36 protein-coding genes are annotated in these 25941 nt (G+C 71.2%); 29 read left to right on the top strand and 7 right to left on the bottom strand.

Annotation, left to right across the window (positions count from 1 at the left end; all coding sequences use genetic code 11):
- Positions 1-192: 192 nt before the first annotated feature.
- Positions 193-867, top strand: coding sequence for a response regulator transcription factor (locus tag OG403_RS14735; RefSeq protein ID WP_329564702.1), 675 nt, complete (start codon positions 193-195; stop codon positions 865-867).
- Positions 868-884: 17 nt separating this feature from the next.
- Positions 885-2126 carry an ATP-binding protein gene (locus OG403_RS14730; protein ID WP_329564701.1) on the top strand — a complete coding sequence of 414 codons (1242 nt, stop codon included), beginning with the start codon at positions 885-887 and terminating at the stop codon, positions 2124-2126.
- A gap of 53 nt (positions 2127-2179) precedes the next feature.
- Here OG403_RS14730 and OG403_RS14725 read toward each other — a convergent pair whose 3' ends face one another.
- On the bottom strand, positions 2180-2725 hold the full coding sequence (locus OG403_RS14725) for a GtrA family protein (RefSeq protein WP_329564700.1): 546 nt from the start codon (positions 2723-2725) through the stop codon (positions 2180-2182).
- Between the two features lie 226 nt (positions 2726-2951).
- Between OG403_RS14725 and OG403_RS14720 the strand changes: the two genes are divergently transcribed.
- Genes OG403_RS14720 through OG403_RS14710 form a run of 3 tightly spaced genes read left to right on the top strand, consistent with a single transcriptional unit; the run spans position 2952 to position 5826 of the window.
- The gene (locus OG403_RS14720; protein WP_329572311.1) at positions 2952-4091 is read left to right on the top strand and encodes a 5-(carboxyamino)imidazole ribonucleotide synthase; all 1140 of its coding nucleotides are present in this window, start codon (positions 2952-2954) and stop codon (positions 4089-4091) included.
- Positions 4088-4621, top strand: a complete 534-nt coding sequence (gene purE / locus OG403_RS14715) for a 5-(carboxyamino)imidazole ribonucleotide mutase (protein ID WP_329564699.1) — start codon at positions 4088-4090, stop codon at positions 4619-4621. The genes OG403_RS14720 and purE overlap by 4 nt, the downstream gene beginning before the upstream one ends.
- A 14-nt stretch (positions 4622-4635) precedes the next feature.
- Entirely contained in the window at positions 4636-5826 is a 1191-nt protein-coding gene (locus tag OG403_RS14710; protein WP_329564698.1) for a dipeptidase, read from the top strand.
- A gap of 15 nt (positions 5827-5841) precedes the next feature.
- On the opposite strand, the gene OG403_RS14705 is transcribed toward OG403_RS14710, so the two are convergent.
- Together OG403_RS14705 and OG403_RS14700 are read right to left on the bottom strand one after the other, a co-directional pair.
- A complete protein-coding gene (locus tag OG403_RS14705) occupies positions 5842-6252 on the bottom strand; it encodes a CoA-binding protein (RefSeq protein ID WP_329564697.1) in 411 nt (136 codons plus the stop codon).
- A 52-nt stretch (positions 6253-6304) separates the two neighbouring features.
- The gene (locus OG403_RS14700) at positions 6305-7645 is read right to left on the bottom strand and encodes a UDP-glucose dehydrogenase family protein (protein WP_329564696.1); all 1341 of its coding nucleotides are present in this window, start codon (positions 7643-7645) and stop codon (positions 6305-6307) included.
- A 248-nt stretch (positions 7646-7893) separates the two neighbouring features.
- Between OG403_RS14700 and OG403_RS14695 the strand changes: the two genes are divergently transcribed.
- A complete protein-coding gene (locus tag OG403_RS14695) occupies positions 7894-9057 on the top strand; it encodes an acyl-CoA dehydrogenase (protein WP_329564695.1) in 1164 nt (387 codons plus the stop codon).
- Positions 9058-9146: 89 nt separating this feature from the next.
- Here the strand turns inward: OG403_RS14695 and OG403_RS14690 are convergent, their stop codons facing one another.
- From OG403_RS14690 to OG403_RS14680, 3 genes are all read right to left on the bottom strand, one after another.
- The gene (locus OG403_RS14690) at positions 9147-10415 is read right to left on the bottom strand and encodes a tyrosine-type recombinase/integrase (protein WP_329564694.1); all 1269 of its coding nucleotides are present in this window, start codon (positions 10413-10415) and stop codon (positions 9147-9149) included.
- A gap of 103 nt (positions 10416-10518) precedes the next feature.
- Positions 10519-10707, bottom strand: a complete 189-nt coding sequence (locus tag OG403_RS14685) for a hypothetical protein (RefSeq protein WP_329564693.1) — start codon at positions 10705-10707, stop codon at positions 10519-10521.
- Between the two features lie 87 nt (positions 10708-10794).
- The gene (locus tag OG403_RS14680; protein WP_329564692.1) at positions 10795-11349 is read right to left on the bottom strand and encodes a helix-turn-helix domain-containing protein; all 555 of its coding nucleotides are present in this window, start codon (positions 11347-11349) and stop codon (positions 10795-10797) included.
- A gap of 213 nt (positions 11350-11562) precedes the next feature.
- Between OG403_RS14680 and OG403_RS14675 the strand changes: the two genes are divergently transcribed.
- From OG403_RS14675 to OG403_RS14605, 15 genes are all read left to right on the top strand, one after another.
- Complete coding sequence (locus OG403_RS14675) at positions 11563-12030, top strand: XRE family transcriptional regulator (protein WP_329564691.1); 468 nt, start codon at positions 11563-11565, stop codon at positions 12028-12030.
- A 91-nt stretch (positions 12031-12121) separates the two neighbouring features.
- Entirely contained in the window at positions 12122-12484 is a 363-nt protein-coding gene (locus tag OG403_RS14670; protein ID WP_329564690.1) for a hypothetical protein, read from the top strand.
- Complete coding sequence (locus OG403_RS14665) at positions 12481-13035, top strand: hypothetical protein (RefSeq protein WP_329564689.1); 555 nt, start codon at positions 12481-12483, stop codon at positions 13033-13035. The genes OG403_RS14670 and OG403_RS14665 overlap by 4 nt, the downstream gene beginning before the upstream one ends.
- A complete protein-coding gene (locus OG403_RS14660; protein WP_329564688.1) occupies positions 13032-13166 on the top strand; it encodes a hypothetical protein in 135 nt (44 codons plus the stop codon). The genes OG403_RS14665 and OG403_RS14660 overlap by 4 nt, the downstream gene beginning before the upstream one ends.
- Positions 13163-13549, top strand: coding sequence for a hypothetical protein (locus OG403_RS14655; RefSeq protein WP_329564687.1), 387 nt, complete (start codon positions 13163-13165; stop codon positions 13547-13549). Before OG403_RS14660 ends, OG403_RS14655 begins: the two co-directional genes overlap by 4 nt.
- Positions 13550-13602: 53 nt before the next feature.
- On the top strand, positions 13603-14052 hold the full coding sequence (locus OG403_RS14650) for a hypothetical protein (RefSeq protein ID WP_329564686.1): 450 nt from the start codon (positions 13603-13605) through the stop codon (positions 14050-14052).
- A gap of 71 nt (positions 14053-14123) precedes the next feature.
- The gene (locus OG403_RS14645; protein ID WP_329564685.1) at positions 14124-15020 is read left to right on the top strand and encodes a hypothetical protein; all 897 of its coding nucleotides are present in this window, start codon (positions 14124-14126) and stop codon (positions 15018-15020) included.
- Entirely contained in the window at positions 15020-16390 is a 1371-nt protein-coding gene (locus tag OG403_RS14640; protein WP_329564684.1) for an AAA family ATPase, read from the top strand. The genes OG403_RS14645 and OG403_RS14640 overlap by 1 nt, the downstream gene beginning before the upstream one ends.
- Positions 16391-16398: 8 nt before the next feature.
- Complete coding sequence (locus tag OG403_RS14635) at positions 16399-16581, top strand: hypothetical protein (RefSeq protein WP_329564683.1); 183 nt, start codon at positions 16399-16401, stop codon at positions 16579-16581.
- Positions 16578-16853, top strand: coding sequence for a hypothetical protein (locus tag OG403_RS14630; RefSeq protein ID WP_329564682.1), 276 nt, complete (start codon positions 16578-16580; stop codon positions 16851-16853). The genes OG403_RS14635 and OG403_RS14630 overlap by 4 nt, the downstream gene beginning before the upstream one ends.
- Positions 16850-17083: a hypothetical protein gene (locus tag OG403_RS14625; RefSeq protein ID WP_329564681.1), complete on the top strand. Its 234-nt coding sequence runs from the start codon at positions 16850-16852 to the stop codon at positions 17081-17083. The genes OG403_RS14630 and OG403_RS14625 overlap by 4 nt, the downstream gene beginning before the upstream one ends.
- Positions 17084-17096: 13 nt before the next feature.
- Complete coding sequence (locus OG403_RS14620) at positions 17097-17426, top strand: hypothetical protein (RefSeq protein ID WP_329564680.1); 330 nt, start codon at positions 17097-17099, stop codon at positions 17424-17426.
- Positions 17427-17481: 55 nt separating this feature from the next.
- Positions 17482-18204, top strand: coding sequence for a hypothetical protein (locus OG403_RS14615; protein ID WP_329564679.1), 723 nt, complete (start codon positions 17482-17484; stop codon positions 18202-18204).
- Positions 18205-18270: 66 nt separating this feature from the next.
- On the top strand, positions 18271-18837 hold the full coding sequence (locus tag OG403_RS14610) for a hypothetical protein (protein WP_329564678.1): 567 nt from the start codon (positions 18271-18273) through the stop codon (positions 18835-18837).
- A 5-nt stretch (positions 18838-18842) separates the two neighbouring features.
- Positions 18843-19007 carry a hypothetical protein gene (locus OG403_RS14605; RefSeq protein ID WP_329564677.1) on the top strand — a complete coding sequence of 55 codons (165 nt, stop codon included), beginning with the start codon at positions 18843-18845 and terminating at the stop codon, positions 19005-19007.
- A gap of 142 nt (positions 19008-19149) precedes the next feature.
- On the opposite strand, the gene OG403_RS14600 is transcribed toward OG403_RS14605, so the two are convergent.
- Complete coding sequence (locus tag OG403_RS14600) at positions 19150-19434, bottom strand: hypothetical protein (protein WP_329564676.1); 285 nt, start codon at positions 19432-19434, stop codon at positions 19150-19152.
- Between the two features lie 65 nt (positions 19435-19499).
- Between OG403_RS14600 and OG403_RS14595 the strand changes: the two genes are divergently transcribed.
- The 8 genes from OG403_RS14595 (at position 19500) to OG403_RS14560 (ending at position 25923) form a co-directional block, all read left to right on the top strand.
- Complete coding sequence (locus OG403_RS14595) at positions 19500-19883, top strand: DUF1003 domain-containing protein (protein WP_329564675.1); 384 nt, start codon at positions 19500-19502, stop codon at positions 19881-19883.
- Positions 19844-20182, top strand: coding sequence for an HNH endonuclease (locus tag OG403_RS14590; RefSeq protein ID WP_329564674.1), 339 nt, complete (start codon positions 19844-19846; stop codon positions 20180-20182). The genes OG403_RS14595 and OG403_RS14590 overlap by 40 nt, the downstream gene beginning before the upstream one ends.
- A 161-nt stretch (positions 20183-20343) precedes the next feature.
- Entirely contained in the window at positions 20344-20832 is a 489-nt protein-coding gene (locus tag OG403_RS14585; RefSeq protein ID WP_329564673.1) for a phage terminase small subunit P27 family, read from the top strand.
- A complete protein-coding gene (locus OG403_RS14580) occupies positions 20771-22330 on the top strand; it encodes a terminase large subunit domain-containing protein (protein ID WP_329564672.1) in 1560 nt (519 codons plus the stop codon). Before OG403_RS14585 ends, OG403_RS14580 begins: the two co-directional genes overlap by 62 nt.
- 13 nt (positions 22331-22343) lie before the next feature.
- Positions 22344-22496: a hypothetical protein gene (locus OG403_RS14575; RefSeq protein ID WP_329564671.1), complete on the top strand. Its 153-nt coding sequence runs from the start codon at positions 22344-22346 to the stop codon at positions 22494-22496.
- Complete coding sequence (locus OG403_RS14570; RefSeq protein ID WP_329564670.1) at positions 22493-23731, top strand: phage portal protein; 1239 nt, start codon at positions 22493-22495, stop codon at positions 23729-23731. Before OG403_RS14575 ends, OG403_RS14570 begins: the two co-directional genes overlap by 4 nt.
- Positions 23731-24432, top strand: coding sequence for an HK97 family phage prohead protease (locus OG403_RS14565; protein WP_329564669.1), 702 nt, complete (start codon positions 23731-23733; stop codon positions 24430-24432). The genes OG403_RS14570 and OG403_RS14565 overlap by 1 nt, the downstream gene beginning before the upstream one ends.
- Before the next feature lie 78 nt (positions 24433-24510).
- Complete coding sequence (locus OG403_RS14560; RefSeq protein ID WP_329564668.1) at positions 24511-25923, top strand: phage major capsid protein; 1413 nt, start codon at positions 24511-24513, stop codon at positions 25921-25923.
- Positions 25924-25941 lie beyond the last annotated feature (18 nt).

Genomic DNA, 25941 nt, shown 5'->3' with positions numbered 1-25941 from the left:
GATGGCGGGGTGGTGACGCTGCGAGATCGGAGAAAGGTGCCGGCGGTGGGCCGGGCCGCGCGCGCCGGCGCCGGCGGGTGCCGATGGCGCCCGCGCGCGGTTGCGCCGCGCGGGCGGACGGGCAGCGGTGCGACGGCCGGGCGCACCGCCAACGCCCTGATCACTGGTCGGCGGGCGGACTACCATGCCCCCATGACCTGTGTGCTGCTCGCCGAGGACGACCCGGCTATCTCGGAACCGCTGGCCCGTGCGCTGCGACGCGAGGGCTACGAGGTGCTCGTCCGACAGGACGGCCCGACCGCCTTGGAGGCGGGCCTGGAGGAGGAGGTCGACCTGGTCGTCCTCGACCTCGGCCTGCCGCAGATGGACGGCCTGGAGGTCTGCCGCCGGCTGCGGGCGGACGGCAAGAGCTGCCCGGTGCTGGTGCTCACCGCCCGCGCCGACGAGGTGGACACCGTGGTCGGCCTGGACGCCGGCGCCGACGACTACGTCACCAAGCCGTTCCGGCTGGCCGAACTGCTCGCCCGGGTCCGGGCCCTGCTGCGGCGCGGCAACGTCGACTCGCTCTCCACCGGCGCGCACGGCGTGCGGATCGACATCGAGTCGCACCGCGCCTGGGTCGGCGAGGAGGAACTCACCCTCTCGGCCAAGGAGTTCGAACTGCTGCGGGTGCTGGTCCGGGACGCGGGCCGGGTGGTGACCCGGGAGGACATCATGCGCCAGGTCTGGGACACCACCTGGTGGACCTCCACCAAGACCCTGGACATGCACATCTCCTGGCTGCGCAAGAAGCTCGGCGACGACGCCACCAACCCCCGCTACATCGCCACCGTGCGCGGCGTGGGCTTCCGCTTCGAGAAGAACTAGGTTCGGGGCGCCACCGCGTGAAACGCAGAATGATCAACTCGCTGCTGGGCGTGGTCCTGGTGGTCGTGGTGGTGTTCTGCGTGCCGCTGGCGCTGGTCGAGAAGCAGAGCATCGTCAACACCGCCCAGGACCGGGTGGACGCGGCGGCGGTGCGGCTGATCGGGCTGGTGGAGAGCCGGCTGGCGGCGGGCGAGCCGGTCACCCAGGAGCGGATCGGCACCCAGGCGATCGAGGGGGACTACGCCGAGATCCAGATCCCCAACCAGCCGCTGATCACCATCGGTGACCGGCCCAAGGGCAGCCCGCTGCGGGCCACCGAGAACGGGCCCAGCGGCGAGACGGTGACCGTGGAGCAGTCCCGGGCGGACGTCACCCGCGAGATCGGCGACATGCTGCTGGTGCTCGGGCTGGTGACGCTGCTGGCCGTGCAGACGGCGGTGGCGCTCGCGGTCTGGCAGGCCCGGCGGCTGGCCCGCCCGCTCACCGACCTGGCCGAGACCGCCGAGCGGCTCGGCTCCGGCGACCCGCGCCCGCGCGACCGCCGCTACGGGGTGCCCGAGCTGGACCGGGTGGCCGAGGTGCTGGACGCCAGCGCCGAGCGGATCGGCCGGATGCTCACCGCCGAGCGCCGGCTGGCCGCCGATGCCTCGCACCAGCTGCGCACCCCGCTGACCGCGCTCTCCATGCGGCTCGAGGAGATCACCGCGCTCGCCCACCAGCCGGAGACGGTGCGCGAGGAGGCCACCATCGCGCTGCAGCAGGTCGAGCGGCTGACCGACGTGGTCCAGCGGCTGCTCACCAACCAGCGCGACACCCACGGCCCCAGCGCCGGCGGCTTCCCGCTGGACGAGGTGATCCGCCAGCAGCGCGAGGAGTGGGCGGCCACGATGCGCGGCGCCGGGCGGCGGCTGGTGATCGAGGGCCTGGGCGGGGTGACCGCGATGGGCACCCCGGGGACCGTCTCCCAGGTGCTGGCCACGCTGATCGAGAACTCGCTGATGCACGGTGCCGGGACGGTCACCCTGCGGGTGCGGCCGTCCGGCAGCTCGGTGGTGGTCGAGGTGCAGGACGAGGGCCAGGGGGTGCCGGCCGAGCTGGGCAACCGGGTGTTCGAGCGGACGGTCAGCGGGCGCAACTCCACCGGCATCGGCCTGGCGGTGGCCCGCGACCTGGCGGAGGCGGACGGCGGGCGGCTGGAGCTGCTCTCGCTCAAGCCGCCGGTCTTCGCGCTCTTCCTCAACCGTGCGGTGATCAGCTAGCTACGAGCCGGTCCCGCTGCCGCCCGGTGCGCTGCCGCTGTGTCGTACTGCCGTTACTTCGCGTACTGGTTGCTCTCCTCGGCCGCCAGGATCCGCTCGGCCTGCGCCACCACCACCGGCTGGCCCGGCTGCTGCTCGTGCTCGGCCAGCTCCGGCATCGCCTTGAAGACCCAGGTCCGGTAGGAGAAGAAGCGGAAGAGCGTGGCCACGCCGGTGCCCGCCATCTTCGAGGCGTTCAGGGCCAGCGTGCCGGTCATCCCCAGGGAGTAGGTGGTGAACCAGACCGTGCCGTTCTCGATCAGCAGGCCGATCCCGCTGAACACCAGGAAGAGCGTGATCTCCCGACGGCGCGAGGCCGCGTCACTCTCCCCGTACACCCAGTACCGGTAGCCCACGTAGTTGACCAGGATCGCCACCGCGGTGCCGATCACCGAGCAGCGCACCGGCGCCCAGTGGGTGGCGTGGATCATGGCGTTGGAGACGCCGAAGTTCACCACGATGCCGATCACACCGACGACCGCGAACTTCAGCACCTCGCCGGAGGCGCCACGCAACCGCTGGGTCAGGGAGGGGCGTCGGTGCACACTGTGCTTGGTCATCCGGAGGTCTCCTGTGTGCTGCTCACCGAAAGCCGGAAGTGGCCTGCGGGCGAGGGCACATGATCGGATCAGTGCCCCGTTCGGGTCCGGCCATCCAGGCTACCGGCTCCCGCACACCCTCCCCGGCGCGAGCCCGGCGCGGCCCACCGCCCACCCCGGCGGCGGCCGGGCGTGCACCCCGCTGGAGCTGCCCGGATATCCTGGCAGGGTGACTTTCCCGGGCAGCATTAAATTTCCAACGGTGGGCATGGTAGGCGGCGGACAGCTGGCCCGCATGGCGCACCAGGCGGGCATCCCGCTCGGCATTCGCTTCAAGCTCCTCGCCGACACCCCGCAGGACTCCGCCTCCCAGGTGGTGGCCGACACCGTGCTCGGCGACTACCGGGACCTGGAGACCCTGCGCCGCTTCGCCGCCGACTGCGACGTGGTCACCTTCGACCACGAGCACGTCCCCACCGAGCACCTGCGCGCCCTGCTGGCCGACGGCGTCGCCGTGCGGCCCGGGCCCGAAGCGCTGGTGAACGCGCAGGACAAGGGCGTGATGCGGGCCAAGCTGGACTCGATCGGCGCGCCCTGCCCGCGCCACCGCCTGGTCGCCGACCCCGCCGACGTCACCGCCTTCGCGAACGAGGGCGACGGCTACCCGGTGGTGCTGAAGACGGTGCGCGGCGGCTACGACGGCAAGGGCGTCTGGGTCGTCGACAACGAGGAGCAGGCGCGGGCGCCGTTCCTGGCCGGCGTCGGGGTGCTGGCCGAGGAGAAGGTCGACTACCTGCGCGAGCTGGCCGCGAACGTGGTCCGCTCGCCCAGCGGCCAGGCGGTCGCCTACCCGGTGGTGGAGAGCCTTCAGGAGAACGGCGTCTGCGCCGAGGTCACCGCACCGGCCCCCGACCTGGACCCGGCGCTGGCCGGGCAGGCCCAGGAACTCGCGCTGCGGATCGCCGGCGAGCTGGACATCGTGGGCCACCTGGCCGTCGAGCTGTTCCAGACCCGCGACGGCCGGATCCTGGTCAACGAGCTGGCCATGCGCCCGCACAACTCCGGCCACTGGTCGATCGACGGCGCGGTCACCTCGCAGTTCGAGAACCACCTGCGGGCCGTCCTCGACCTGCCGCTCGGCGACCCGCGCCCGCGTGCCCCGTGGACCGTGATGGTCAACGTGCTCGGCGGCGACTACCCGGACATGTACCACGCCTTCCTGCACTGCATGGCCCGCGACCCCGGGCTGCGGATCCACATGTACGGCAAGGACGTGAAGCCCGGCCGCAAGGTCGGCCACGTCACCGTCTTCGGGGACGACCTCGAAGACGTGCGCGAGCGCGCCCGCCACGCGGCCGCCTACCTGAGAGGCACGATCACCGAATGACGAACAGCGCCACGCCGCTCGTCGGCATCGCCATGGGCTCCGACTCCGACTGGTCCGTGATGGAGGCCGCCGCCCAGGCGCTCGACGAGTTCGAGGTGCCGTACGAGGTCAACGTGCTCTCCGCGCACCGGATGCCGCGCGAGATGATCGGCTACGGCGAGCAGGCCCACCAGCGCGGCCTGAAGGCGATCATCGCCGGCGCCGGCGGCGCGGCCCACCTGCCCGGCATGCTGGCCTCGGTGACCCCGCTGCCGGTGATCGGCGTCCCGGTCCCGCTGCGCTACCTGGACGGCATGGACAGCCTGCTCTCCATCGTGCAGATGCCGGCCGGCGTGCCGGTGGCCACCGTCTCGGTGGCCGGCGCGCGCAACGCGGGCCTGCTGGCGGTCCGCATGATCGCCGCCTTCGACCCGGAGCTCACCGAGAAGATGACCGAGTTCCAGGCCGAGCTGAACCACCAGGCCACCGAGAAGGGCAAGAAGCTGCGCGCCAAGGTGGCGGGTTCCGCTTCCTTCGGCTTCAGCCGGTAGGCAGGATGGGGTCCATGACCCCTGATCAGCTGGAACGGGCCCGTACCCTGCTCGCCGCCGCCCCCGTGGTGGACGGCCACAACGATCTGCCGTGGGCGATGCGCAGCCAGGTCGGCTACGACCTGGACGCCATCGATCTGGCCGCCGACCAGCGCGGCCGACTGCACACCGACCTCGACCGGCTGCGGGCCGGCGGGGTCGGCGCGCAGTTCTGGTCCGTCTACGTCAGCGCCAAGCTGGCCGGGGACGCCGCGGTCAGCGCCACGCTGGAGCAGATCGACTTCGTGCGCGCGCTGGTCGCCCGCTTCCCGGACCGGCTGCGGCTGGCCCTGACGGCCGACGACATGGAGGCCGCCCGGGCCGAGGGCAGGATCGCCTCGCTGATGGGCGCCGAGGGCGGGCACAGCATCAACTGCTCGCTGGCCACCCTGCGCACGCTGCACCAGCTGGGCGTGCGGTACATGACGCTCACGCACAACGACAACGTCCCGTGGGCCGACTCCGCCACCGACGAGCCGGCCGCCCACGGCCTCACCCGCTTCGGCGAGGAGGTGGTCCGGGAGATGAACCGGCTGGGCATGCTGGTCGACCTCTCGCACACCTCGCCCGACACCATGCGCCACGCGCTGCGGGTCACCGAGGCGCCGGTGATCTTCTCGCACTCCTCCTCGCGCGCGGTGCACGACCACCCGCGCAACATCCCCGACGACGTGCTCGCCCAGCTGCCCGGCAACGGCGGCGTGGCGATGGCCACCTTCGTGCCGCACTTCATCTCGGCCGAGGCGCTCGGCTGGAACGCCCAGGCCGCCCAGGCCCTGGAGGCGGCGGGCTTCCACCCCCTGGCGCACACGCCCGACGCGATGAGGGTGCTGCACGCCTTCGAGGCCGGCACCCCGCGCCCGGTCGCCACCACGGCCACCGTCGCCGACCACCTGGACCACATGCGCGAGGTGGCCGGCATCGACCACCTGGGCATCGGCGGTGACTTCGACGGCACCGCGTTCACCCCGGCGGGCCTGGACGACGTCTCCGGCTACCCCAACCTGGTCGCCGAACTCCTCGACCGCCGCTGGTCCGAGGCCGATCTCGGCAAGCTCACCTGGGGCAACGCGGTGCGGGTGCTGCGCGCCGCCGAGGACGTGGCCCGCGAGCTGGGCGGCGATCGCAAGCCCTCGATCGCCACCCTGGAGCAGCTGGACGGCTGACCGCGGCCCGGAGTGCTACAGCCGCGGGATCTCGATCGCCGGGCAGCGGTCCATCACCATCCGCAGCCCGGCGGCCGTGGTCCGCTGGTAGGCGGCCTCGTCGATCACGTCCAGCTGGAACCAGACCGCCTCGGCCCCCTTGGCCACCGCCTGGTCGGCCACCTTGCCGGCCAGCGCGCTGTTCACGAAGACGTCGACCACGTCGACCTCGAAGGGGATGTCGGCCAGCGCGGCGTACCCCTGCTCGCCGAGCACCGTCTCGGCCTTGGGGTGCACCGGCACGATCCGCTTGCCGTAGCGCTGCAGCACCTGGGCCACCCCGTAGGCGGCCCGGCGGGTGTTGGTGGACAGACCCACCACGGCCCAGGTGTCCCCGGTGCCGGTGAGGATCTCGCGGACGGTGGCCGGGTCGCGGAAGTCGGTCATGCCGGGTGCAACATCGCACCCGGCCGCGCGATTCCTGCGGCCGCGCGCGGCACTAGCTCGGCCGCCCCATCGCCCGGTACGTCCAGCCCGCCGCGCGCCAGCGCGCGCCGTCCAGCACGTTGCGGCCGTCCAGCACGCGCCGCTCGGCGACCAGTTCGCCGAGCGCCACCGGGTCCAGCTCGCGGAACTCCTGCCACTCCGTCAGGTGCAGCACCACATGGGCGCCGACGGCGGCCTCGCTGGGCGAGTCGGCGTAGGAGAGGGAGGGGAACATCTTGCGGGCGTTGTCCATCGCCTTGGGGTCGTAGACGGTGACCTGGGCGCCCTGCAGCTGGATCTGGGCGGCCACGTTGAGCGCGGGCGAGTCGCGGATGTCGTCCGAGTCGGGCTTGAAGGAGGCGCCGAGCACGGCCACCCGGCGGTCCAGGAAACCGCCGCCGCACTGCTCGCGGGCCAGCTCCACCATCCGGGAGCGGCGCCGCATGTTGATCGAGTCGACCTCGCGCAGGAAGGTCAGCGCCTGGTCGGCGCCCAGCTCGCCGGCCCGGGCCATGAAGGCGCGGATGTCCTTGGGCAGGCAGCCGCCGCCGAAGCCGAGGCCGGCGTTGAGGAAGCGACCGCCGATCCGGTCGTCGTAGGAGAGGGCCTTGGCCAGCTGCGTCACGTCGGCACCGGCGCTCTCGCAGACCTCGGCCATCGCGTTGATGAAGGAGATCTTGGTGGCCAGGAAGGAGTTGGCGGCGGCCTTCACCAGCTCGGCGGTCTGGTAGTCGGTGACCACCAGCGGCACGCCCTCGCCCAGCGGGGTCGCGTACACCTCGCGCAGCAGTTCCTCGGCCCGGCCGCCCTCGCGCACGCCGATCACGATCCGGTCGGGGTGCAGGGTGTCACCGACCGCGTAGCCCTCGCGCAGGAACTCCGGGTTCCAGGCCAGCTCGACGCCCTCGCCGGCCGGCGCCAGCGCGGTCAGCCGCTCGGCCAGCCGGCCGGCGCTGCCCACCGGGACGGTGGACTTGCCGACCACCAGGACCGGGCGGGTCAGGTGCGGGGCGAGCTGCTCGACCGCGAGGTCGACGTAGGACATGTCGGCGGCGAACTCGCCCTTCTTCTGCGGGGTGTTCACGCAGATGAAGTGGACGTCGGCGAACTCGCCGACCTCCTCGGGGGAGGAGGTGAAGCGCAGCCGCCCGGTCGAGCCGGGGTGGCCGGCCACGTGCTTGACCAGCAGCTCGGACAGGCCCGGCTCGTACATCGGCACCTGGCCGGCGGCCAGCGCGACCAGCTTGTCCTGGTCGATGTCCAGCCCGAGCACCTCGAAGCCCAGCTCGGCGAGAGCGGCCGCGTGGGTGGCGCCGAGATAGCCGGTGCCGATGACCGAGATACGCAGAGCCACAGGGCTTCCCCTTCGCGGGCTGCCGGGGTATGACCGGCATGCAGAGCAGGATCGGACAAGGACTTCGAACCAGGACCACGGGTCAGGGCTTCGAACCGGTGCTCCGGACCAGGACCGAGGTGCAGCCACCGATGGTATCCGTCGATCGGCATGTCACCGACGTCACGTCTGTTCATCGCGGCCCCCGGGCCTAGAATGTGTAACTACTTAACGGTAATTAACGTCGTTTCGCAGAGGGGCAGCAGACCATGGCTGGCAACGCCGATTTCGACCTCTTCCGGATCTCGGAGGAGCACGAGATGCTCCGCGAGACGGTCCGCGCGCTCGCCGAGGCCAAGATCGCCCCGTTCGCGGCGGACGTGGACGAGCACGGCCGCTTCCCGCAGGAGGCCCGGGACGCGCTGGAGGCCAACGAGCTGCACGCGGTGCACGTCCCCGAGGAGTACGGCGGCGCCGGCGCGGACGCGCTGGCCACCGTCATCGTGATCGAGGAGGTCGCCCGGGTCTGCGCCTCCTCCTCGCTGATCCCGGCGGTCAACAAGCTCGGCTCGCTGCCGGTGCAGCTGTCCGGCTCCGAGGAGCTGAAGCAGAAGTACCTGGGCGCGCTGGCCCGCGGCGAGGGCATGTTCTCCTACTGCCTCTCCGAGCCGGACGCCGGTTCGGACGCGGCGGGCATGAAGACCCGCGCGGTGCGCGACGGCGACTTCTGGGTGCTCAACGGCGTCAAGCGGTGGATCACCAACGCCGGCGTCTCCGAGTTCTACACCGTGATGGCGGTCACCGACCCCGAGAAGCGCTCCAAGGGCATCTCCGCCTTCGTGGTGGAGAAGGGCGACGAGGGCGTCTCGTTCGGCGCGCCGGAGAAGAAGCTGGGCATCAAGGGCTCGCCGACCCGCGAGGTCTACCTGGACAACGTCCGGATCCCGGCCGACCGCATGATCGGCGCCGAGGGCACCGGCTTCGCCACCGCGATGAAGACCCTGGACCACACCCGGATCACCATCGCCGCCCAGGCGCTGGGCATCGCCCAGGGCGCGCTCGACTACGCCGCCGGCTACGTCAAGGAGCGCAAGCAGTTCGGCAAGCCGATCGGCGACTTCCAGGGCGTCCAGTTCATGCTCGCCGACATGGCGATGAAGCTGGAGGCGGCCCGCCAGCTCACCTACTCCGCCGCCGCCAAGTCGCAGCGTGTCGACGCCGACCTGACCTTCTTCGGCGCGGCCGCCAAGTGCTTCGCCTCGGATGTCGCGATGGAGGTCACCACCGACGCCGTCCAGCTGCTCGGCGGCTACGGCTACACCCGTGACTACCCGGTGGAGCGGATGATGCGCGACGCCAAGATCACCCAGATCTACGAAGGAACCAACCAGGTCCAGCGGATCGTCATGGCCCGCAACCTGCCCACTGGCTGACATACTCCCACGTCAAGGCAAATAAGGGACCCCCTCTCGACGAGATCGAGAGGGGGTCTCTTGGTTTCCCCCAAAACGGACATCCAAGATCAACTGCGGGATTTCTGCGCGATGCCCTCGGAAGCGTCGCGCGGGGGCGGGATCGGGCCGAACTCACGGCGATCGACCACGACCCGCTGGGACTCCTCCCACAGCGCCTGGAAGCGGTCAGCGATCCGTCTCTCCATGGCGAGCGTGGTGTGCGAGTAGGTCCCCTCGACGCCGGGAAGGGTGTGGCCCATGCGCTCCTCCACGGCCACGCGCGGTATGTCGCCGGCCTCGTCCATCCAGACCTTGCCCGAGTGCCGACAGCCGTGCGGCACCATCCCCTGAATCCCGGCCACCGGCCGTATGGCCGGCCGGGCCTTGTGGCCGCGGCTGCTGGGGATCGGGGCGCGGCCGTCGATCATCGGGCGCCAGGTGTCCGCGTAGAAGTCGCCGCCGATGAGCAGGCGCCCGCCCTTCGGCGCGGTGAAGACCCACTCGGACGTGTGAGAGGCGAGCAGCTGGGCCAGGATCTCGGCCAGGAAGGGCGGGATGATCAGGCCGCGATCGCTGTCGTACTTCGGGTCCAGCAGTGTGGGCTTGCCGTCGACGTACTGGCTCTGCTTGGCCAGGACGATCCGCGCACCCTCGCCCGCATCGACTAGTTGCAGGTTCTCGCGGCGCAGGCCGGCGACCTCGCCGATCCGCATCTGCGCGTACGAGACGGTGAGCACCAGGGCGTAGAGGCTGAGTCCGCGAAGGGCCAGTCCGTTCCGGGCTGCGAGGAGCACCTGGCGCGGCGTCGCGATGACGACGTCGTCCTCCTTCGGCTTCCCCTTGAACTTCCCGCGCTTCGCCGCCTTCTTCGGTGGCACAGGGTTCGAGCCGATCACCTTCGACAGGACCGCGTCGTCCAGCATCGTCCGGAAGACCGAGGTGATGCCCCGGATTGAGTTGGCCGACCGGCCGGCTGTGCGCATGCCCTTGACCCACGTGTTGTAGGCCACGGTGGTGATCTGGGCGACCTCCAGGTGGCCCCAGTACGGGATGATCGCCGCCCGCAGTCGACTGCGGTAGTCCCGTTCACTGAGTGGGCCGACCTCGATCGAGTCGAGCCAGGTCTCCGCCCAGGCCTTCACCGTCACCTTGCCGTCGACCGGGTTGATGAAGACCTTCCGATCGACGTCCGTCTCCAGGGCGTGACCGTACTTCTCGGCCAGGCGCTCGGTGGCGAAGCGGGTCCCATCCGCGTCGCGGGATGCCGAGCCCCACTTGCCGTCAGGCTTCTTGTAGCGGACGTGCCAGAACTTCCCGCGCTTGTACGCGTGGGCCATGTGCCACCCCTTGGCGAAGAAGAACACACGGCCCGGCAGGGGCGCCCCCCGGCGCCGGCCTGCCGGGCCGTGTGGTGTTGATCTACGTTCTGACGCTGGCGGCTCAGGCCGCGCGGTCGGCTTCTTCCTGGAGCGCTTGCTCCAGCTGCCGTGCCTCGTCATCGGTGAACTCGGACTCCAGGACCCAAACGGGCACCGTGCTGTCCACTGAACTGACATCGTCCGCAACGTCGAGGAGCGCCGTGCCACCGTGCGGAATCGACGGCACTCTCTCTACGTGGATCCGCGGCATGCGCGGTTCCCCCTTACCACCTGGCCGAGCGGTGCCACCCTCCTCGCAGGTGATCACACTGTATTCGCCTGGCGGCTCTGTGTGAAGCTAATCAGACACTTGATCGATCGCCTGTGTCTGCTGTCGCTCCTGCACCACGCGCCTCATGCCCCGCTGCACGTGCGTCCACTCCCGCAGATCATCACGAATCTGCTCGGCTGGCGGCAGGTCGGCCCCGCGCTCGACCACCAGGTTGAGGATCGCGGCCGAACCATCCTCCCGCAGGTCGACCACGTCGAAGTCCACCACGTGACCGTCGCTCAACTCCTGGAGGGCGCGCTGGGGGAGGCGTGCCACGAGCACCGCCGCCAGGCGCTGGGCGAGATCCTCGGCGGCGCTGCTCGGTGCTGGTACGGCCTCAACTACGCCCGTTCTACAGGGCTCACCACCGGCGAGGACCGCTTCGACCGAGCCATCGTCCCAGCCGAGTTCACGAGCGTAGGCGCGGATCGTACTGGTGATCCGGCGGCTGGAGCCTGCCTCGATTGCAGTCACCGTGTTGCGGTGCACCCCGAGCGCTTCGGCCACGCTGTCCTGCGTGTCGCCAGCTGCCTGACGGTCGGCGCGCAGCGCGCTGCCCAGTCGGGCCCAGTCTTGCGTCATGCCTCCATCATGCAGCACGACTACGCAACGCGATAGCACCGTTTCAGTCGTTTGACCTGCCATTAAGGGTGTGCACCAAGGGATCTATGGTGCATGAAACTGGGCAAAGCGGTGCACGTGGCACGGGTGCCATCCTGACCCGATGGGTCAGGATGCACTAAAACTGTGCAGGAGGGGTTGTCTCTCGCACGAGCGCGGGTTAGTTTTCTGTTCGTGACACCGAACGGCACGGCAATCAGGGCACTGCGGGGCGCACAGAAAATGAGCGTCAATGAACTCGCGGGCCGATCCTCGTGTGATAGCAGCCACATCTCTCGGCTTGAACGGGGAGAAGCAGGCGCGAGCGAGGCGACCCTTCGACGAATCGCAGCGGCCTTGGGCGTGCCGGTCGCCGCCATCAACAGGGAGGAAACCAACGCCGTGACCACTACCAAGGCCACGACCGGGCGCAGGAAGAAGGAGACAGCGCCCGACAGCACTGGCTTGCGGCACTTCTCGATCGACGAGGTGGCCGATCTGCTGGGCGTCTCGAAGCGCTGGCTGGCTGGTCAGGTCGCTGACCGCCGCATCGCCTGCACCTTCATCGCGGGCCGCACGAAGTTCACGGCGGAGCACATCCGCCGAATCTCTGCCGCTGGCGAGATCACTCCGGCTGCGCACAGCGGTCGCCGCGTCGCCTGACGCTCCCACGAACTTGGGCGGGCCGTCCCCTGGCGCCAACCCGGGACGGCCCCGGCCCACCGATCACCCACAGACAACGAGGAGGCAGGCCGTGATCAACGAGCCTACCGAACTGCACTCCCAGGCCGCCGCGCTCGCGCTGCTGGTCGACCTGACCGAGAACGCGACGGCCGCCGGTGTGGTCGCTGCGCCGATCTGGACCGTATGCGGCGCGGTCGTGACCGGGACGCTCTACTCGGCCGACGACAGCGCGCTGCGCACCCTGGACTGCTGGCGCCAGCTGCTCGGCGCCCACGGCAGCAGCGACCGCCGTACCGAGGCCGTCGACGGCGCCCGCACGATCCGGACCGCCACGGCGCAGCTCGGCGACGGCCTGCGCGTGACGCTCCTCGCGAGCGTGCCGGCCACCGTCCAGGCGGCCGTCACCGTCACGGGGATCGAGGTGGCGGCGTGAGCGCCCGGGAGTCGTTGACGCCAGCGCGGGTGGAGGAGACGCGGGCTCGCGCCGAGACGCTCGCTCTCGCGTGGGAGCAGCGGACCCCGGATCTGATCACCGGAGCGGCCGTCATGGCCGACTGGGGAGCCAGGATCGCCCGCGAGGACGTCCCCGCCTTGCTGGCGGAGATCGGACGGCTCACCGCCGCGCTGGCGGACGAGAAGGCCGCACACGACCGCACACGCGACGAGCAGCGCCACGCCACCGGCTGGATGCCGGACGCCCTGACGGCGGTCCGCGAGGCACTCGACCTCCCGCACGCCGCCACCGTCGCCGGTGGTCGGGCTCGGCAGCAGGTACTCGAGGACCGAGCGATGGAGATCGTGATCGTCCTCGATGCCCTACTCGAAGGTCCGGGCTACCAGCCGGCCTCCACCGTCGCCTACCTCCGCAGCCGGATCGCCGAACGCCCGGCTGCCGGCTACGTCACCAGCGAGCAGGCCAGGGCCGCCCTGGACGCGGGCGCGAGCTGGACCGAGGCCACCACGCTGCCCGGCGGCGAGCTGTGAGCGCCGGCGCCTGGTGGGCGGTGGCGCTCGGCGGCCTGGTCCTGCTGCTCATCATCGAGGCCTACGCCGAGCAGATCCGCTACGAGCGCCGGCAGGGCCGCCCGACGCGCCGGAACCGGGGGCAGCGGTGAGCAACTCCCCGCGCTCGCGGTCGGCCTGGCGCGTCGTCCGTGTCGAGGACCCCGTTCCCGCGCTGGAGCTGGTTCGCCCGAACGGCTCCGGCTGGTTCCTGCTCCGGTTGCCCGCTGGCCGCTACCGGCTGGGCCGCCGCGACTGGCCGCGCCGAGGCCTGTACGTCGCCGACACCCCGCGCCCCGACTGCCCGGACTGCTGCGGCGAGGGCGGCTGGAGCCAGGACTACGCCGACGAGTCCGGCGAGTACGGCGGCACCCACGAATGTCTGTGCCCCTGCTGGGACGTGGACCTCGCGGTGCTCGTGCTGCCGCTGCCCCGCCGGTCATGGCGCCGACGCGCCGCAGCCGACCCGTGGCACAGCAATCAATCGCCGTTCTGACCCGCCCGGCCGGGCGGCCAGCGCGCCGCCCGGCCCCACCTCGACGGAGTGACATGACCCAGGACGAGACCGTGACGCTGATCCAGGAAGCCATCGGCTACGCCATCGATGGCGATGCTGACCGGGCCGCTACCGCGCTGGAGACCCTCGGCCAGAACGGCACCAACGCCGACATGTTCGGCGTCTGCTGCGCCATCGCCACGGCCGGCAGGCACGCCCTGACGCTGCTGTACGGCGAGCGGGCGCCGGGCGAGGACGGTATATGGGCAATGGCCGAAGCCACCCCAGGCGCCCTGACCGCCGACCCCCCGCAGGCGTTCGCGCTGCGCTTCCTGGTGGCCTACAGCAACGGCGACACCGACACCTGCTCCGCCCTGTTCGGCGCGGCGCTGAGCTCCGGCGATGAGCAGTACCCCGCGTCCGTGTGCGCCCTGCTGAGCGTCGTGGCCGACCTCGTCCGGCTGGCGCTGGCCGAGAAGCGAGCGGGACGACTCCCGGGCTGATCGCCGCCCCCTGACGGCCCGTGGCGGGAGCGGCCGAACGCCTTCCGCCGCGGGCGCCCATCACCGGCACCGTGCCGCACATCATCGAAGGGCCGCTACACGTGGGAATCCGCCTGATCGCCGAGGTGATGGACCACGCGCCCGCGACGCTGACGCATCGCGAGGCGTGGGTGCTCGGCGTGCTCGCGGAAGACGCCAACGACGCCACCCGGGTCTGCTGGCCGGGCGTCGAGGACGACCCGAGCACGGTCCGTCGGATGCGGATCCCGAGCCGCTCCAGCCGCTACGACGTCCTCAAGGCCTTGCGGGCCAAGGGCGCCTTGGAGGTGGTCGAGGCCGGCCGCCGCGGGCGCCGCGCGGTCTACCGGATCCCCGTCCTGGCCACCGCCGCGAGCACTCCAAAGGGTCCGGGTTCTCCGGACGCAAACCCCGGTTTGGGTCCGGATCTCCAGGACCCAAACGACGCCATAGGGTCCGGATCTCCAGGACCCAATGAGGGGTTTGCGTCCGGAGAACCCGGACCCAATGAGGCCCGAAAGGGTCCGGGTTCTCCGGACGCAACTCACCGAAAGGGTCCGGATTTGACCCCGAAAGGGTCCGGGAAACCCGGACCCCTACCCCTCATACCCCTCAAGAGAGATAACTCTCCGACCCAGCGCGCATCGCCACCGCCTCCCGACGCCGCCTTCGAGGCGTTCTGGACTGCCTACCCCCGCCGGGTCGGCAAGGGCGCAGCCCGCACCGCGTGGACCAAGGCGCTGGCTCGCGGTGCCGAGCCCGAGCACCTCGTAGCCGCCGCCGCACGGCACGCGGCGTTCCACGCCGCCGCCGGCACCGACCCGAAGTTCATCCCGCACCCCAGCAGCTGGCTCAACGCCGAGCGCTACGACGACGAACTGCACACCCCTCAGCCAGCCGGGCCCCAGCAGCCCGCCCACCAGCGCTGGGCCGACCAAGGGATCTTCTGATGACCACCGAGCCTGACGACCAGCCCCCCGCGCCCGAGGACCTCGCGGTGGAGCCCTGGGCCCGCGCGCAACCCCACGACCTGGGCGCCGAGATGGGCCTGCTCGGCCGCATCCTCCTGCACCACGACGCCAGGCGCCTGCTGCGCGACCTGCGCCTCGACCCGGGCGCCTACTACCGGCCCGGCCACGAGACCATCCACCGCGCCATGCTCGACCTCGCCGAGGACGGTGAGCCCATCGACCCGATCACCCTGACCGCGGCCCTGCAGCGCTCCGGGGGCCTGCAGCGCATCGGCGGCGTCGGCTACCTGCACACCCTGGTCGAGGTCGGCACCTACGCCCTGAACGCAGACTGGCTCGCCGACCGGATCCGCGACCTGGCCCAGCGCCGCCAACTCATCGCCGCCGGACAGCAGATCGCCCAGGCCGCCTGGGAACTCACCACCGACGACGACGCCGGCGACCTCGCCGAGCACGCGGTCGCCAAGCTCCGCGACGTCCGCGACGCCGGCCGCGCCCGCGAAGACCAGCCCGTGCTCGACATGCACGACTTCCTCGCCATCGACGACACCGACCACGACTGGGTCCTGCCCGGCCTCCTCGAGCACACCGACCGGATCATCTGGACCGCAGGCGAGGGCGGCGGCAAGTCCGTCCTTCAGCGGCAGCTCGCCGTCACCGCGGCCGCCGGCGTCCTGCCGTTCGCCTCCCACCCCAGCAAGCCCAACGAGCCCAACCACCTCGGCCCGCAACGCGTCCTGGTCCTGGACTGCGAGAACTCCGGCCGCCAGTCCCGCCGCCACTACCGCGCCCTGATGAACATCGCCGAGCGCCTGCACACCCCCGTCAAGCGCGGCCAGCTCCACATCGACATCCGCCCCGAAGGCGTCGACCTGACCCGCGCCGAGGGCCGCTCCTGGCTGATGCGCCGCGTCGAGACCGTCATGCCGGACCTGCTGGTCGTCGGCCCCATCTACCGCCTGCACGCCGGAGACCCCAACTCCGAAGAGCACGCCCGCAAGGTGACCGTGGTCCTGGACGAAGCCCGCGCCACCGCCCGCTGCACGCTGTCCCTGGAGGCGCACGCGGCCAAGGCCACCGGCTTCGGCCCGCGCGGCCTCGCACCCGTCGGCAGCTCGCTGTGGCTGCGCTGGCCCGAGTTCGGGCTGGGCCTGCGCCCGGTCGAGGACGAGCGCTCCGCCCAGGACGAGCGAGCCCGGCGCGTACTGCCCTGGCGCGGCGGCCGCGACGAACGCGCCTGGCCCACCTACCTGCGCCAGGGCTGGAGCACCCACTGGCCGTGGACCGGCTATACCCCGATCGACGCCGACGCCCACACCGGCTACAGCCCGACCGGGGCAGTCTCGTGATCCTGCCCATGCTGATCCGCGCGCTGACCGCCTACACCCTGATCGGCACCGTGGCCGCCATCGTCTGGGCGCTCGACAGCGAAGGCCGCGCGCTCGAGGCAGAGATCGAGGCCCAGGCCGAGGAGCTTCACCGCCGCGCCGCCGCCGGCCTGTTCGCCATCGAGCCCACAGAGAGGACCAACCCGTCATGACGACCGCCCAGACCCCCGCTCAGCTCGCCTACACCGCCTACGGCACCGCGACCGGCGGCCTCACCCACGACGACCGCCCCATGCCCGCCTGGGAGCACCTCGGCGAGCCGATCCAGGCCGCCTGGACCGCCGCTGCGGCCGCGGTGCTCGCACAGGCCTCAAAGACCGTGTTGGCCAGCAGGATCCCGCAGCCGATCGATGACGAGGAGTACACCAACCAGGCGTTGGAGAGCATCGCCCGCGACCTGCGGAAGCTGGCGGGTCTGTCGTGACCGCCCAGCGCACTCCGCTGCCGCTCACCGACACCGAACGCGCAGAGCTGCAGCGGCTGATCACCGAGGCCTCGAAACGCCTCCAGCCCCGCGATCGCAACCGCCTGTTGTGGCTGGCCGAGCACGACCGGCGCGACCGCGAGCAGGAGCGCCGATCCGCCGGCGGACTTGCCCACCGACTCCGCGCACTCCAGCAGCAGACCCGTAACCCCACCACCATCACCACTTGACGGAGGTAGCCCCATGGGCATCTGGAACAGCGCCATCGTCCTCTACGGCATCCCGCTCCCCGACGACCACGACGCCGCCGGCTGGCGCGGCGAGGAACTCCTCGACTCGATCCTCGCCCACCACCAGGGCGTCAGCCACGCCAGCGCCGGACCGTACGACCAGCACACCACCTACCTGTGCACCGACTACGCCGACGCCGACATGGGCGAGACCGAGACGATTCCGGCACCCGACCCGACTGGGCAGGCCGAGCGTGACGCGCGCCTCCACCACGCCTGCCTGGAACTGGACTACGCCGACCACCCGGCCCCTGCCTGGCACCTGATCGCCAGCCAGAGCTGACAGCTCACAGGCCTGCCCACCACGCCCACGACACCATCGCCGCACAGGAGCCACAGTGACCAGCACCACCGCTACTGCCGTCGCCGACCTGCGACACATCACCACCAGCTGGCCCGCGCTCCGCGAGCAGCTGACCACGAGCACCCCGGCCACCTGGCCGCCCGTGATGGGCATCGCGCACCTGGAACGTGACGAGGCCGACCTGGCCGAGGCCGCCGCTGAGTACGCCGAGCGGACCGCGACCGCGCCCGGCGAGCGGCCGGCGCCGCTGCGCGTGCCGGTCCTGGACGTGATCACCGCGCTGGACGACGCGCTGTGCACGCTCGCGGACGAGATCGCCTCCGCCATCCAGCGGCCCGCGTTCACCGCGCGGATCCGGTCGGCCAGCCCGAACGACGACGTTGCTCGCTCGCTCGCACTCATGGCCGCCAAGGACAGCGCGGACAAGCGCCGCTGGCGGTTCAACATGGCCCACCGCGACGGCGCGGTGGCCGCCGCGTGGCTCGCGTGCCGGCTCACCAGCGCCACGGGCCCGTTCCGGCCGCTCACCGACGACCAGCGCCACCAGATAGCCCGCACCGCCGCGACTGCTCGGCGCCGACTCGACCGCGCGATCGGCGATCACCAGGACGGCGAGGAGACCGCGCTGGACCTCAACTGCCCGTGCGGCGGCCGCCTGTCCGCCACCACCGGCCCGACCGACTTCACCATCCGCTGCGGCCAGTGCGGGCTCATCTGCTCCGGCGCCGCGCTGCTCGACCGCCTGTCCGCAGCCTGACCACACCCGATCCAGCGCGCTCAACAGACGTGTTGAGCGCGCTGGACCACCCCGAGAGGATTACCCATGTACAGCCCCGGCGACGTCGTCGCGGCCACCCTGCACGACCTGGCCGGCATGCCCGGCTGGATGCTGACCACCGAGGCGTTGGTGATCGCCGAGTGGACGTTCCGCGAGACCAACCTGATCTTGCTGATCCAGAACCGTCACGGCCACGCCCACATGTTCGCGCGCGGCACGTTGTCCACCGCACTGGACACCGGTCGGCCGACCATCGAACAGCCCGTCACCACCGGCCCCACACCGGTCCGGATCGTCCTCGGCGATGTCACCGGCCGCTACGACAAGGATCTGACCGCGCTGGACGACCAGGCCCGCGCCGACCTCGCGTCGTACTGGGTCGAGCGCCGCTCCGGCCCGCTGACCACACGGGACCTGCCCGCGCTCGACATCGCGATGGCCGACATCCAACGGCATCGCGACGAGGTCACCGAGGCCGAGGCACGCCGTGACCGGCTGGTCCGCCGGCTCATCGCCGGGGGCGTCGAGCGCAAGGCCATCGCTCGCCCTGGTCTGTCCACCTCGCGGATCTCGCAGATCAACAACGAAGCACCGACGTCTACGACAGGATGAACACCATGACGGGACAGTTCGAGTTCGACCAGCTCTCCGCCGCTGTCGAGGCCATCAAGGCCGGCGACAGCGACGCGGCGAAGCAGCACATCGACCACCTGTTGGCCGAGACCGAGAACACCGACCAGACCGCGGCCGTGATCCTCGATCACCTCCCTGACGTCTCTTGACGATCAGCTACCGGTGATCCACACTGGTCCCAAGTCCGGCGTGCCCGGACATAAACCAGACCTTGACCAAGTGCCCCACTTGCTACCAGCAGTGGGGCACTTGGCGTTCCAGCAGAGGCAGCAACCACCGTGTGCCGCGTTGCTACTGCTGTGGGATGCCCCAACCTGGCTGCTGCATTGCCCGGCGGAACACCAGGAACAGGGCCACGTTCTGGCCCTTGCCGGGAAGCGCCGACGAGTGCTCCAGCTGCCAGCCCTGCGCCTCGACCGCCTCGATCGATTCCGCCACTCCCGACAGCGACCCGGCATACGAGTCGTTCCAGCCACCCTCGTTCACGCGGCACGCGAACACCTTTCGGCCTTCCTCGATCGCCCGTGCAGCCTGCTTGCCGATCGACTCGGCCTTCGCGTCCTTCAGGAACCCCACAGCTTCCCCTCCCGATTCCAGGCCGCCCGTGCAGCGGCCAGACGCCACCGTAGACCGGAAGAGCCATGCAACAGAAGATCGATCAGCTCACCCTTGGCGAGCGCGCCGCAGACCGCGTAGCCAGTGCCTTCGGCAGCTGGCGGTTCATCTGGATACAGACCCTGCTGGTCGTCACCTGGATGACCGCCAACGTCACCGCCCTGCTGTACCACTGGGATCCGTACCCGTTCATCCTGCTGAACCTGCTGTTCAGCACCCAGGCCGCGTACGCCGCACCGTTGATCCTGCTGTCCCAGAACCGCCAATCCGATCGCGATCGGCAGCGTTCCGAGCAGGACCTGATCACCGACCTCGCCACACTCGCCCTGCTGGAGCGCATCGGCCAGCACCTCGGCATCACGGAGGACTCGTGCGCCGGCGCCGACCCTGCCTCGACTGCAACAGCCTGACCCGCAACCCGTCCAGGTGCGACACCTGCCAGGCGACGTGGCAGGCCCGCCAGGAGCAGATCCGCGGCAGCAGCACCCAGCGCGGCTACGGCAGCCGCTGGCGGCGCACCGCGGCCGCCGCCGTGGCCGGCCACCGCGCTGTCCAGGGCAACTGGTGCCCAGGACACGGCATACCGGCGCACCACGCCAGCGACCTGACCGCCGATCACATCGTGCCCAAGGCCTGCGGTGGCAGCGACGACCCGGAGAACGTGGCCGTGCTGTGCCGCTCGTGCAACGCCCGCAAGCACGCCTCGTGACCCCGGTGCCCACCGTCACGGCGCCCGGGTGGCGCCGGCCTGGGGCGGGGGGTAGGAAATCTTCGGATCATGATCGTCTAGGGACCCGGCCCCCCATCCCCCACACGCCGACGCGAAATTGGACCGTTTTTTGATCACGGCCGTTCCCGGGGGTGGCGATCATGCCCGCTGGTCGACCGCCGACCCCCACAGAACGCAAGCGCCGCACCGGCAACCCGGGCGGCCGGCCGCTGCCCGAGCCGGTCGTACAGCTCGCCGCCGTCGCGCACCTGCCGCCGCCACCCCCGACGCTGGGCGAGACCGGCCGCGCCGCTTGGGATCGGCTGTGGACCTCGGGCCAGGCGTGGCTGAGCCCTGCCACCGACCTGGACGTCCTGACCCGGCTGTGCGAGGCGCACGACGAGCGCGAGGCGATGCGCGACCAGGTCGCCGCCGACGGCTACATGGTGCCCGGCTCGATGGGCCAGACCCGCGCGCACCCGCTGCTCGCCCAGATCCGCGCCCTGGAGGCGCAGATGACCAAGTGGGAGTCGCTGTGCGGCTTCACCCCGACCGACCGGGCCCGGCTCGGCTACGCGGAGGTGAAGCGTGCCAGCAAGCTCGACGCGCTCATCGCGCGGCGCCAAGCGCGGGCGGCCGGCGCCGAGTAGCTGGCCGCCCCGCTTCCTCACCCCGGTCCCGGCCGGGGACGTGCGGCGCGGCGACGGCGCCCAAGTGGTCGAGTTCATCGAGACGCTGTGCACGGTCACGAAGGACTCGTTCGCCGGGCCATCCGGCTCGCCGCTGACGCTGCGGGACTGGCAGCAGACCCTCCTCGCGCACCTCTTCGCCCGTCGCGCGGACGGCCGCCGCCGGCACCGCATGGCGCTGATCGGCGAGCCCCGCAAGAACGGCAAGAGCGGCCTAGGCGCGGGCCTGGCGCTCGACGGCCTCTTCGAGTGCGAGGGCGCCGAGGTCTACTCCTGCGCTGGTGACAAGGAGCAGGCCCGGATCGTTTTCGGCGACGCCAAGCGAATGGTCGACGCCTCCCCGGACCTGTCCGAGGCGATCAAGCCGTACAAGGACGTGCTGGAGGTCGTCGGCACCGGCAGCGTCTACCGCTGCTTGAGCGCTGAGGCGTTCACCAAGGAGGGACTGTCTCCGACCCGGGTGATCTTCGATGAGCTGCACGTCCAGCCCAACCCGGACTTGTGGAACGTCATGGCGCTGGCGGCCGGCGCGCGGATCGACCCGCTGCTGATCGCCATCACCACCGCGGGGGTCAAGACCGACACCCGGGGCCTGGACTCGATCTGCTACCAGCTGTTCCAGTACGGCCAGCGCCTGGCCGCCGGCGAGGAGACCGACCCCAGCTTCTTCATGGCCTGGTGGGGCGCCCCGGACGCGGCGGACCACCGGCTGGAGGAGACCTGGCGGATCGCCAACCCCGCCTACGGGGACCTGATCGACCCCGAGGACTTCGCCAGCGCGGTGAAGCGCACCCCCGAGGCCGAGTTCCGCACCAAGCGGCTCAACCAGTGGGTCAACACCGCCACCGCGTGGCTGCCCGCCGGGGCCTGGGACGCGTGCGCCGCACCGGGCCCGATCCCCGACGGCACGGAGGTGTGCGTCGGGTTCGACGGCTCGTTCAACGGAGACAGCACGGCGATCACCGCCGTGTCGTGCACGCCGGTGCCGCACATCGACGTCGTCGCCGCCTGGGAGCGCCCGCCGCAGGCCGGCCAGGACTGGACAGTGCCGATCCTGGAGGTCGAGGACGCCCTGAGGCAGGCCTGCCGCCGCTGGAACGTGCGCGAGATCGACTGCGACCCCTACCGGTGGGGCCGCACCTACGCCGTGCTGGACGAAGAGGGCCTGCCCGTCGTGGAGTTCCCACAGTCCCCGGCCCGGATGATCCCGGCCACCACCCGCTTCTACGAGGCCGTGATGAACCGGGCACTCACGCACTCGGGTGACCCTCGGCTGGCCCGGCACATCGCCAACTGCGCGATCCGCACCGACTCCAGGGGTTCGCGGCTGTCTAAGGACGCCCGCAACAGCCCCCGCAAGATCGACCTGGCGGTCAGCGCGGTGATGGCCCTGGAACGGGCCTGCCAGGAGCCCGAGCCGCAGCCCGAGCCGATGTTCTGGAACTGGAACGACCTGTAGGGAGGTGGTGGCCGTGGCCCGCATCTCCCGACGGCTCGTGTCCGATCTGCTGGAGGCGGCCGGCCTGGTGCTGCTGGACGCAGCGGCCTGGTGCTGGTGCGTGCCGGCCGGGCTGGTCGTGGCCGGCGCCGCGCTGCTGCTGGCCGGTCTGGCGGTGGACGGGTGAGCCTGATCCGACGGGCGGCCGAGCGCCGCACCATCCAGCAGTTCGGCGACTCCTCGATCCCGACGAACGGTTCGTTGGCCCTGCCGTCGGCCTCCGGGGTGCCGGTCAACGAGGAGACAGCGCTGCAGCTGTCGGCGGTGTGGTCGTGCGTCAGGATCATCTCGACCCGCGTCGCCGGCCTGCCGCTGGCCGCGATGCGCCCACAGGGCGGGATCACGGTCCCGCTCCCCGTCCAGCCGACGATCGTCAGCGACCCGTTCGGCGGACAGAACGATGTGCGGTGGCTGTCGAGGCGCGGTGGTATCAAGCAGCTCGCCGTGTCGGTGCTGCTGCGCGGCAACGGGTTCGCACTGGTCACCGCCCGGGACTGGCTGTTCCGGCCCTCGCGGCTGGCCGTCCTCAACCCGGACGTGGTCAAGGTCGACGTGGACGACACCGGCGCCCGCACCTACCAGGTCAACCGCAAGACGGTCGACGCCGTCGACATGCTGCACCTGACCGGCATGTCGATGGCCGGCTCGCCGGTGGGCATGTCACCGATCGCCTATGCCCGCCAGTCGATCGGACTGGGCGTGGCCGCCCAGGAGTTCGGCGCAAGGTTCTTCGCGCAGGGCGCGCACCTGTCCGGCGTGATCACGGTGGACGCGGACCTCGACAAGCAGGGTGCCCGCCGCATCAAGGAGGGCTTCGAGGCGAGCCACACCGGGATGCGCAACGCGCACGCGATCGGCGTGCTGAGCGGCGGCGCCAAGTGGACCCCGATCAGCATCAGCCCCGACGACGCGCAGTTCCTACAGACCAAGGCGGGCCAGAACCTCGACATGGCGATGCTCTTCGGCGTGCCGCCGCACATGCTCGGCCAGGTCGACCGCACCACCAGCTGGGGGACCGGGATCGAGCAGCAGGGCCTCGGTTTCCTGACCTACACCCTGGACGACTGGACGGGCATCTTCGAGGACGCCTGGACCGCGATGCTCCCGCGCGGCACATCCGCCGTGTTCGACACCGCCGGGCTGCTCAAGACCGACACCGCCGGGCGGTTCGCCTACTACGTGCAGGCCCGCACCGCCGGCGTGCTCACCCAGAACGAGGCGCGCGCCCGGGAGAACCTCCCGCCGGTCGAGGGCGGCGACGACATCAACGCCCCACTGAACTCCGCCCAGTCGGGCACCACCGGGCCGGCCGATCCCGGCGCCCCGCCGCCGCCCGCACCCGACGAGAGCGAGGAGCCGTGATGGACCTGTCCGCCCGCAGCACCCAGCCCACCGAACTCCAGCGCCGCACACGCCCGTTCACGGACGTCCAGCTGCGCTCCGCCCCGGACGGCACCGGCGGCGACCAGCTTGTGTTCAGCGGCTACGCCTCCGTCACCGAGACGCCGTACGCGATGGAGGACTGGGCCGGCCCCTACACCGAGGTCGTGCGCTCCGGCGCGTTCCGGCAGACCCTCGCGGCCGGCGCCGATGTGCCGTTCCTGATCAACCACGGCGGCCTGACGCTCGCGAGGACCGCGTCCGGAACGATGCAGCTGGCCGAGGACAGCACCGGCCTGCACGTGGAGGCCGCCCTGGACCCGGCCAGCTCGCTGGTGCAGGACCTGCGCTCGGCGATGAACAGGGGCGACGTGGACCAGATGTCGTTCGGGTTCTGGGTGACCCGCCAGGCCTGGTCTCCCGACTTCGACCAGCGCGACATCCTGGAGGTCGACCTGGACCGGGGAGACGTGAGTGTCGTCAACTTCGGAGCGAACCCGAACACCGCCGGCGCCCAGATGCAGCTGAACGCGCGCGACGTCTCCGGCCAGCTCCAGCGCCTGTCCACCGCCGAGCGCCGTGCCGTGTTCGAGCGTCTGGCCGCCGAGTTCAACGCGCCGCCCGCACCGGAAGCTGCGGCGCTCGCGCTGCATGAGGCCCGCGCCCGCGCGCTGGCCCTGTGACCTCCCCGCGCCTGCCACTCGCCCCCGGATGCCCGGGTCGCCGGCACGCCATCACCCCACTGAAGACAAGGACCCCGCATGTCCCGTGAGTTCATCGCGGTGCTGCAGGCGCGGCGTGCCGAGCGCAAGAGCGAGCTCGACGCCGTCCTGACCGCACCGACCGCCGAGAAGCGCGACCTGCACGCCGAAGAGCGCGACACCTTCGAGCGCCTGGAGGGCGAGGTACGCGAGCTGGACGCCCGCATCGCCGAGCTGGACGAGCAGCTCGTGCGCGACGACCAGGCTGCCGAGGTCGCCAAGCGCTACATACCGCGCGCGGAGGTCACCCGCGAGCCGCGCACCTACGAACGCGGCAACGGGCAGTCCTACTTCCAGGACTTCGCCAAGGCCCAGATCCTGTCCGACTCGCAGGCCCGCTCCCGGCTCCAGCAGCACGCACGGGAGATGGACGTCGAACTGCCCAAGCGGGACGCGCGCCGCCGGGCCAAGGCGGAGGAGGAGATGCGGGGCCTGCCCGTGGGCTCGACCTTCGAGCGCCGCACCAACCCCAACCGCACGGACGGGCAGGGCGGATACTTCGTGCCGCCGGAGTGGCTGATCGACCAGTACATCGACCTGCCGCGCTACGGCCGGGTCCTGGCCAACAGCGTCCGCAACCTCACCCTGCCCGGCGGAACCGACTCCATCAACGTGCCGAAGATCGCCACCGGGACCGCAACTGGCGTGCAGTCGGCGGACGCCGCCGCGGTCACCTCCCAGGACCTGACGGACACCTACGTGTCCGCTCCGGTGCGCACCATCGCCGGCCAGCAGGACGTCGCGATCCAGCTCCTGGACCAGTCCCCGGGGTCCTTCGATGAGATCATCTTCGCGGACCTCATGGCCGACTACAACCAGCGCCTGGACACGCAGTGCTGGAGCGGCTCGGGTGCCAGCGGCCAGCTGCTCGGCGTCCTCAATGTGTCCGGTTCCAACTCGGTCAGCTACACCGACGCCAGCCCGACGCTGCCCAAGCTCTACACCCCGCTCATGCAGGGCATCTCGCAGTCGGCCAGGTCCCGCAAGATGCCGCCGACCGCAGTGTTCATGGCGCCGGCCCGCTGGTACTGGGGCGCCTCCCAGCTGGACGCCAACGGCCGGCCGCTGCTGGTGCCCGAGACCAACGCGCCGTTCAACCCGCTGGCCCTGCAGACCGGCGGCGACGTGGAAGGCCCGGTCGGCCGGGTGCTGAACCTGCCGATCCTCGCGGACGGCAACATCCCCTCCAACCTGGGCGCGGGCACCAACCAGGACGCGGTGGTCGCGATGCGCACCTCCGACCTGTTCCTGTGGGAGGGCAACATGCGCACCCGCGCCCTGCAGGAAGTCCTGAGCGGCACGCTGCAGGTCCGCTTCCAGCTGTTCAACTACTGCGCGTTCATGCCCAACCGGCGCCCCGAGACGATCTCGGTCGTCGGCGGCACCGGCCTGGTCGCGCCGGCCGGTTTCTGAGCCGTCCCCTGAACCCGG

Origin of the sequence: Kitasatospora sp. NBC_01266 (assembly GCF_036242395.1) — a bacterium.
GTDB lineage: Bacteria > Actinomycetota > Actinomycetes > Streptomycetales > Streptomycetaceae > Kitasatospora.
This window is presented reverse-complemented; position numbering and strand designations above follow the sequence as displayed.

Bases quoted from the DNA above. Each gene is read 5' to 3' on its own strand.
- OG403_RS14735 (WP_329564702.1), top strand. From the start codon at position 193: ATGACCTGTGTGCTGCTCGCCGAGGACGACCCGGCTATCTCGGAACCG.
- OG403_RS14725 (WP_329564700.1), bottom strand. From the start codon at position 2,725: ATGACCAAGCACAGTGTGCACCGACGCCCCTCCCTGACCCAGCGGTTG.
- purE (WP_329564699.1), top strand. From the start codon at position 4,088: ATGACGAACAGCGCCACGCCGCTCGTCGGCATCGCCATGGGCTCCGAC.
- OG403_RS14710 (WP_329564698.1), top strand. From the start codon at position 4,636: ATGACCCCTGATCAGCTGGAACGGGCCCGTACCCTGCTCGCCGCCGCC.
- OG403_RS14705 (WP_329564697.1), bottom strand. From the start codon at position 6,252: ATGACCGACTTCCGCGACCCGGCCACCGTCCGCGAGATCCTCACCGGC.
- OG403_RS14695 (WP_329564695.1), top strand. From the start codon at position 7,894: ATGGCTGGCAACGCCGATTTCGACCTCTTCCGGATCTCGGAGGAGCAC.
- OG403_RS14690 (WP_329564694.1), bottom strand. From the start codon at position 10,415: ATGGCCCACGCGTACAAGCGCGGGAAGTTCTGGCACGTCCGCTACAAG.
- OG403_RS14685 (WP_329564693.1), bottom strand. From the start codon at position 10,707: ATGCCGCGGATCCACGTAGAGAGAGTGCCGTCGATTCCGCACGGTGGC.
- OG403_RS14680 (WP_329564692.1), bottom strand. From the start codon at position 11,349: ATGACGCAAGACTGGGCCCGACTGGGCAGCGCGCTGCGCGCCGACCGT.
- OG403_RS14650 (WP_329564686.1), top strand. From the start codon at position 13,603: ATGACCCAGGACGAGACCGTGACGCTGATCCAGGAAGCCATCGGCTAC.
- OG403_RS14640 (WP_329564684.1), top strand. From the start codon at position 15,020: ATGACCACCGAGCCTGACGACCAGCCCCCCGCGCCCGAGGACCTCGCG.
- OG403_RS14635 (WP_329564683.1), top strand. From the start codon at position 16,399: ATGCTGATCCGCGCGCTGACCGCCTACACCCTGATCGGCACCGTGGCC.
- OG403_RS14630 (WP_329564682.1), top strand. From the start codon at position 16,578: ATGACGACCGCCCAGACCCCCGCTCAGCTCGCCTACACCGCCTACGGC.
- OG403_RS14620 (WP_329564680.1), top strand. From the start codon at position 17,097: ATGGGCATCTGGAACAGCGCCATCGTCCTCTACGGCATCCCGCTCCCC.
- OG403_RS14610 (WP_329564678.1), top strand. From the start codon at position 18,271: ATGTACAGCCCCGGCGACGTCGTCGCGGCCACCCTGCACGACCTGGCC.
- OG403_RS14605 (WP_329564677.1), top strand. From the start codon at position 18,843: ATGACGGGACAGTTCGAGTTCGACCAGCTCTCCGCCGCTGTCGAGGCC.
- OG403_RS14595 (WP_329564675.1), top strand. From the start codon at position 19,500: ATGCAACAGAAGATCGATCAGCTCACCCTTGGCGAGCGCGCCGCAGAC.
- OG403_RS14585 (WP_329564673.1), top strand. From the start codon at position 20,344: ATGCCCGCTGGTCGACCGCCGACCCCCACAGAACGCAAGCGCCGCACC.
- OG403_RS14565 (WP_329564669.1), top strand. From the start codon at position 23,731: ATGGACCTGTCCGCCCGCAGCACCCAGCCCACCGAACTCCAGCGCCGC.
- OG403_RS14560 (WP_329564668.1), top strand. From the start codon at position 24,511: ATGTCCCGTGAGTTCATCGCGGTGCTGCAGGCGCGGCGTGCCGAGCGC.